The organism is Nocardia asiatica NBRC 100129, from assembly GCF_000308415.1.
Classification (GTDB): domain Bacteria; phylum Actinomycetota; class Actinomycetes; order Mycobacteriales; family Mycobacteriaceae; genus Nocardia; species Nocardia asiatica.
The window spans coordinates 21,138-27,137 of record NZ_BAFS01000453.1 but is presented as its reverse complement, the minus strand read 5'-3'; the positions used below and the strand labels follow the sequence as shown (position 1 = coordinate 27,137).

General features: G+C 64.7%; 9 protein-coding genes and 1 pseudogene. 6 read left to right on the top strand and 4 right to left on the bottom strand.

From position 1 onward, the window contains the following. Nucleotides 1–40: 40 nt before the first annotated feature. The 3 genes from ON27_RS34535 to ON27_RS34525 all read right to left on the bottom strand — a co-directional run bounded on the left by ON27_RS34535 (nucleotide 41) and on the right by ON27_RS34525 (nucleotide 1,297). The gene (locus ON27_RS34535) at nucleotides 41–379 is read right to left on the bottom strand and encodes a hypothetical protein (protein ID WP_157227684.1); all 339 of its coding nucleotides are present in this window, start codon (nucleotides 377–379) and stop codon (nucleotides 41–43) included. A 225-nt stretch (nucleotides 380–604) separates the two neighbouring features. Further along, nucleotides 605–880 carry a hypothetical protein gene (locus tag ON27_RS34530; RefSeq protein ID WP_157227682.1) on the bottom strand — a complete coding sequence of 92 codons (276 nt, stop codon included), beginning with the start codon at nucleotides 878–880 and terminating at the stop codon, nucleotides 605–607. A gap of 81 nt (nucleotides 881–961) precedes the next feature. After that, entirely contained in the window at nucleotides 962–1,297 is a 336-nt protein-coding gene (locus ON27_RS34525) for a hypothetical protein (RefSeq protein ID WP_157227680.1), read from the bottom strand. Nucleotides 1,298–1,556: 259 nt separating this feature from the next. Here ON27_RS34525 and ON27_RS34520 point away from each other — a divergent pair, with 259 nt between their 5' ends. The 4 genes and pseudogenes from ON27_RS34520 to ON27_RS46005 form a co-directional block, all read left to right on the top strand. Beyond that, entirely contained in the window at nucleotides 1,557–2,417 is an 861-nt protein-coding gene (locus ON27_RS34520) for a helix-turn-helix domain-containing protein (RefSeq protein WP_051047323.1), read from the top strand. Continuing rightward, nucleotides 2,414–2,773, top strand: a complete 360-nt coding sequence (locus tag ON27_RS34515; RefSeq protein ID WP_043737219.1) for a DUF397 domain-containing protein — start codon at nucleotides 2,414–2,416, stop codon at nucleotides 2,771–2,773. Before ON27_RS34520 ends, ON27_RS34515 begins: the two co-directional genes overlap by 4 nt. Before the next feature lie 123 nt (nucleotides 2,774–2,896). Beyond that, nucleotides 2,897–3,178: a hypothetical protein gene (locus tag ON27_RS43545; protein WP_157227678.1), complete on the top strand. Its 282-nt coding sequence runs from the start codon at nucleotides 2,897–2,899 to the stop codon at nucleotides 3,176–3,178. Nucleotides 3,179–3,423: 245 nt separating this feature from the next. After that, a pseudogene (locus ON27_RS46005) lies at nucleotides 3,424–3,615 on the top strand (histidine phosphatase family protein); the annotation flags it as partial. A gap of 111 nt (nucleotides 3,616–3,726) precedes the next feature. Here ON27_RS46005 and ON27_RS34505 read toward each other — a convergent pair. Then, nucleotides 3,727–4,674, bottom strand: coding sequence for a glycosyltransferase family 2 protein (locus tag ON27_RS34505; protein ID WP_063711429.1), 948 nt, complete (start codon nucleotides 4,672–4,674; stop codon nucleotides 3,727–3,729). A 346-nt stretch (nucleotides 4,675–5,020) separates the two neighbouring features. Between ON27_RS34505 and ON27_RS40400 the strand changes: the two genes are divergently transcribed. Both ON27_RS40400 and ON27_RS46000 read left to right on the top strand, forming a co-directional pair. After that, nucleotides 5,021–5,449 carry an HAD family hydrolase gene (locus ON27_RS40400; RefSeq protein WP_051047322.1) on the top strand — a complete coding sequence of 143 codons (429 nt, stop codon included), beginning with the start codon at nucleotides 5,021–5,023 and terminating at the stop codon, nucleotides 5,447–5,449. Beyond that, nucleotides 5,443–5,586 carry an HAD hydrolase-like protein gene (locus tag ON27_RS46000; RefSeq protein WP_083888032.1) on the top strand — a complete coding sequence of 48 codons (144 nt, stop codon included), beginning with the start codon at nucleotides 5,443–5,445 and terminating at the stop codon, nucleotides 5,584–5,586. The genes ON27_RS40400 and ON27_RS46000 overlap by 7 nt, the downstream gene beginning before the upstream one ends. The last annotated feature ends 414 nt before the right edge of the window (nucleotides 5,587–6,000 follow it).

Here is a 6,000-nt window from a genome sequence, read left to right as displayed (position 1 = left end):
AGAACGACCTTGATCGCCGGTGATAGTTGCCTCCACGGCCTTACGCGATGACATCTGACTCGGTGCGGGCATAGGTCGCACCGTCGTCCACGGTGACAACCTCGTCGCACCACTCGATGACCGGCCCCGCATCACCGTCGAGATGATCGAGATTCGGGGTGAGCACAGCCGAGATCTCCACCCCGTGTACGCGGGTCATGTTGCGGGCCAGATTGCGCAGGCGCAGCGCCGGATGGTCCACGTCGTCGCCGAACACGGCCATTTTGGCGAGGGAGTAGCCCAAGTCGTGGGCCAGACGGCGGATTTCTGTCTCATCCCAGTGTTGACGGGTTCCGGACACATCGCGGCGGATGTAGCCGATAGCTGCGAGTGATCTCAATATGTTCATCTCCTCTGGGCAGGGGTGGGATCACCGCAGGAAAAGCCGTTGATTGGGAAGATGTTTCATGTCCTGGGGCCATAGAGCCGCCGATGGCGACCGGTGCCAAATGCTGTCGGTGTGCCTAGGCCGAGAACTCGGCCGCAGCGCCGTACTAAGTGCGGTAGTCCTGCACGGTGACGATCGCCCAGGGGCTGCACAGCTCGCGTGCGTCTCGATTGCCTATCAGCACAACCGCACTGCGCGAACAGTCGGGTTGCGTCCGGTGGCCGACGTGTATTCCATCCAGAATTCGCTGCGTATCCGGTCCCACGGCCGCGCCCACTTCGGACGTCTATCCCGTGCGGCTGCCAAATCCGTGCCAGGCGCGAACGTCACCTCAACCGACTGAGATTGGTTGTGCACGTTCATGATCTCTATCCGCAGCCGTTCCAGTCGCCAGGTCGCTTGCAGCCCGTCCACCTCCGTGATGTGTTCACTCATGCCGCCATGCCCAGGCATCGGAAAAGGCTCGGAATCCAGCCTGTGCAGGCCCTCCGCAACACGGGAGGCCACGTCGACTGGAAGCCGTACTCGATGTAGTCACCGGGAGTCCGGTCCTGTAGCTCTTCCATGTTCCGCCTCCAGCCGCCCGAAGTCGGACGCCTGAGCCGCCAAAGTGTTGCGGCCTAACCGGGTGATCTCATAGCGGTCCAGCCGGGCGCTGTCGAAGATCAGATCTCGGCGGGTCAGTTCCGTGACGGTCTGCCGGGTCTTCCACCTCGTCAGGCCAGCCGCCACCTCGATCTGCTTCTTGGTGAGCGTTCCGCCGCAGTTCAGCGCCCTGAGAACGCGCGCCTGAGCGATGGAAAGACTGCCGTCGTGGTGCTGATGTATCTGCGCACCTCGGGCTCGGTGCTCGTCACTCTCGCTTGCCATGTTTTGCCCCTTGGCGTCCAGATGCGCGGAGCGCCAACGCACTCCGCATCGGAGGGTGTGTCGGCCACTCTGGCCAAGGTGATAGCCGACACATTCATACGGTAAGTGACACGCTCTTTAAACGTCAACATCTCTACTGAAACGTAAACAGATTCAAGATGTTAATTAACATGCTAGGTGGCCAGTTGGGTGCGTGCAGACCCTGTATCGTCTTCACATATCCGCTCATCCCGACTGGAGAGGACACGTCGTGGCACCGATGTCACCGACCGTCGCGCGCTGGGAGCTGTTCGAACGGCTGCGGCGCAGGCAGACCGACCTCGGGCTGATTGGCACCAAGATCGCCAAGCAGCTTGGCTACGCGCCGAACTACTGGTACAAGATCGAACGAGACCGCATGGTGCTGCCGGAAGAGAAGCACCTGGCGCTGCTCGATCTGCTGGAGATCGACGGCGACGAGCGTGAGAAGCTGACCGAGCTACGCGCGCTGGCCAAGGCCCGCGGTTGGTGGGACGAGTACGCCGGGCTGTTCAACGCCGAACAGACTCGGCTGTGGGGCCTGGAGTACGGTGCCGAGGAGATTTCGTCGTTCGAGTCGCTGCTCATCCCTGGTCTGCTGCAGACCGAGGACTACGCACGCAGCCTCATCGCCGGCGACCAGGTCATCGTCCGCCGACCGGAGGTCCGGCGCCGTGTCCAAGCGAGAATGAAGCGACAGGAGCGCATCGGCGGCGCCGATCCGGTCCGATTCAACGTCGTGATCTGCGAAGCTGCGCTGCATCAACAGTTCGGCGGCATCGATGTCCTGCGCGCCCAGCTGGAGCGCCTGGTCGACATCATCACCACACACGACACCGTGCAAGTGCTGATTCTGCCCTTCACCAGCTCCAGCGGCCCCACTCTCGGCGGCTCCACCTTCCATATCCTCGACTTCCCCGGCGACCAGGCCGCGCCCCTGGGCTGGCACGAATCAGCCGTGGTCGCCGAGGTGATCGAAGACACCACAAAGATCGAAACCTTGACGGCGGCCTTCGCCTCCGCCGCGCAGGCGTCGCTCTCGCGTGAGGACTCTCTTGCACGGATTCGCGACGTAATCACACAGATAGGATCATCCGCATGAGCAGCACCACCCCCCGGCGCGACTGGTTCAAGTCCTCGTTCTCGGCCTCCTCGAGCAACTGCGTAGAAGTGCGATTCGACGGCGATATGGTGCTCGTCCGCGACGACAAATACAACGGCCCCGCAGACCTGCAACCCACCATCGCCGTGCCCGTCACTGCCTGGGCAGCATTCCTCGAGTTGACCCTCGGCAACGACATCCAGGGCGGCAGCATCGCTGTCCCCAGCATTACTACGGACAGCCACGGCACCGTAGTCCGCGATGCTGTCGGCACTACTTTGGAGTTCACCCCCGCCGAATGGACTGCCTTCGTCGCAGGTATTCGCGCCGGTGAGTTCATCCCGGCCTCAGTCTGACCTCATTGTGAGTTGACCTAGTGACCGTCTGACCGCAACGATCTCTAATTGGTGGCCTACCAAGTAGAGGTGGGCCGCCAATTTCATTCGCTCGTGCCGCAGGACCCTCGTACCGTCGGACGGATGCCAACCTGGACGATCGGACGGCCATGCCCCGGCCATGGCGCGCACCTCCGCGAACTTCGCCTCGAAGCACTCCGCACCGACCCCGCAGCCTTCAGCCAGCCCTTCGCCCAGGCTGCCGCGCTTTCCGACTCCGACTGGGAACGCCGCATACACCGCAGCCAGCTCCTCGTCGTCGGCGAGAATTCCGATCACTCATGGGACGGGATGATGGGCACCTTCATCGACCGCCACCGCGACATCACCACAGCCCCCCGCCCCTCCGCTGTCCGTTGCCGGTGATGTGGAGCCAGCTCCATAGCCGTAAGCTGTGTGGCTCAGATTCCTTGTCAACAAGCAACACGATCGCTCTCGCCCGACAGTCATCGACGTGCCAGCAGCCTCCAGCGCGACGTAGCATTGTCGGCCCCTCCAAGGAAGCGGGAAACTCACACTGAGCCGGTCCTCGCGCCGCCGAGGCTGGAACTCGATCCCGTTGGCCCGGTAGATGTCGGCCGCGCCCGCGACCGTGCCGGGGGCGTGGTCAGCTGCGCGAATGGGATTCCGGGTTGCCGCCTACGCCGCAGTGGGAGCGGCACTATGCCCAGAGCTGGGCAGACCCGGCCCGCGCCCGCGAAGGCAGGGAGAGCCTGAACCAGCTCACGGCGCGGGCGACCCGCGCGGTGGCCGCGCTGGGACGCCGGCATCGCGGCGGCGTGGTCGTGGTGGCGAGCCACGGCACGTTCATCGCCCGCGCCCCGATCGGCCTCGGCCTGACCCGGGTGGGCTGGCCGTTCAGCCGCGCCATGCCGATGCCCCGGGTCTATCGACTCGAATTCCGCGCCGACGGGCTACACACTGCGGGGCCCGGCCTGGACCCCGACCACTGCGAACATGCGGTCTACTGCGGCCTGCCTGCGCTGTTTCAGGGCGACACCGGCGAGAGACACCGCGGCACGAGCAGCCAGGAACGCAGCGACGACGGGAGTCAGGACGATCCAGGGGCTGCCCTGGTTGCGGTGGCGGAAGAACCGCAGCGCGCTCTTGTGATGGTTGATGATCTTGCGATACGGCGCGCTCTTGGTTGACCCGCCGACCTTGTGCATGATGGTCGCCGCCGGATCGAACACCACCCGCCACCCGGCCCGGTTCAGGCGCAGGCAGAAGTCGGTCTCCTCGAAGTACATGAAGTAGCCCGCGTCGAACCCGCCGACGGCCTCGAACGCCTCGCGGCGGATCATCATGCACGAGCCCGAGACCCAGTCGACATCCTGCACGCGGCTGCGGTCCAGATCGTCCATGAGGTATAGGCGCGTGGCGGGGTTCGACAGCCAGACCTTACCCAGCAGAGCATGCGCCACGCCGACGCCCAGCGACGGGAACCTCCGCCCCGTCGGGTAGGCGGCACCGTCTGGCTGCACGATGTTCGGGCCGACCGTACCGATACGAGGGTCGGCTTTGAGGCGGTCCACCAACTGCTCGATGGACTTCTCCTCGGGCACGGTGTCCGGGTTCAGCTGGAACAGCCAGCGGCCCGACGCACGGGCCGCACCCTGGTTGATCGCCGCCGACAGCCCCGGGTTGTCCGAGTTCGCGATGACCGTCGCCCCGAAGCTTCGGGCGATCTCGACGCTGTTGTCGCCGGAGGAGTTGTCGACCACGATGGTCTCGAAGTCGTAGCCACCCGCTGCCGCTTTGAGCGAGGACAAGCATTCGGGCAGGTCATCGGCACTCTGATAGGTGACGAGCACTATCGAGACAAGGTCGTCGGTCGATGTCTTCGGGCCGGACTCCGGCATCCTCTTCCTCATTCCGCATCTGATCGCACTCCGCCACCGACATCCGCGGCGGAAACTCCTCGTCGGGCTGGTCGGCAGCAGACTATATCCGAATGTGAGCCCGATCGCAGGAGGGTCACCGCCTGCGAACCCGCCACGCGCAGAGCCGACATCTATTGCTGTGTAACACTTTTCGCGAAAGAAGTGAACTTCGATGGCGCCCGTAGATATCGACCGACTGGCAGGTTCTACGGTGGGCATGCCTCGTCGTAGAGCTGCGATCATCGACATGTTCGGCACGCTCCTGGCGTTCTAGCGCCGCGGGCGTTCCTGGCGAGAAGTTTCGCCGGTCACGGCATCGCACTCGATGATCGGGTCGCTGCCCGGTTTGTTGAGCCAGGCCGCCGACGGCAGCGAGCCTATCGCCGCCTCGCGCTTCCGAGAGACCTACACGGCCTGGAAGAAGGCCCGCATCGCCGCCATGATCCGAGCCCACCACGTCACCGCCGATATCGGTTCCCCCGTCGAGGAGATCCACGCGGAGGGGTCGACCTGGACGATGAAACCGTATCCGGAGGTCGCCGAAGTACTCGCCGCGCTACGCGACGACCGCGTTGCCATCGTCGTCTGCACGAATTGGACATGGAACGTCGAATCGGCCCTCGACCAGGCCGGACTGACCGACCTCATCGACGGGGTCGTGGTGTCGGCCCGCGGCGGCGCCCGTAAACCCCACCTGCGGATGTTCCGCGCCGCCGTCGACCTTGCCGGAACCGAACCCGACAGGTCGTGGTAGGCGACAGCTGGACGGCTGACATCCTCGGAGCCCTGGCCGCAGGAATGTCGGTTGTCCACGTCGATCGAGACAACACGGCTGCGGGCATGCCTCTGCCCCCCGGACCCGACGAGTGCCGGACCCGCGCGACCTACTGACTACCATCCAGCTTCCTTGGACGTGCTAGAACTAGCCCTCATGCCGGTCGGGCCTGGCCCACGGGTACGACCCTGCGGTAGGCCCGTCCGGAGGTGAAATTCGGGCTCAACCCCCGTGGTGGCCGCCCTCGGCGCCGCGCCCGCCTACCGCACCGCCATGATCCGGGCCGCTACGCGACAAACCAGTCGCTGAATTCGTACACCTACTCGCCGCCACCCAGATCACCTACCGGCTCACGGCCAATCACCGACCAGCCTGGCGGGTGGATTTCCGCAGTGCCAGGGTCGAGTCCCGCTTCATTGTCGCCCCAGGCTGTCGGCGTTCACGGACATCCCCAGGTTGAGCCTTCACACGACACCCAGGCACTGCCGGATCGGCTCGAGGAGATCGAGCAGTACCGCACCGGTGATGTT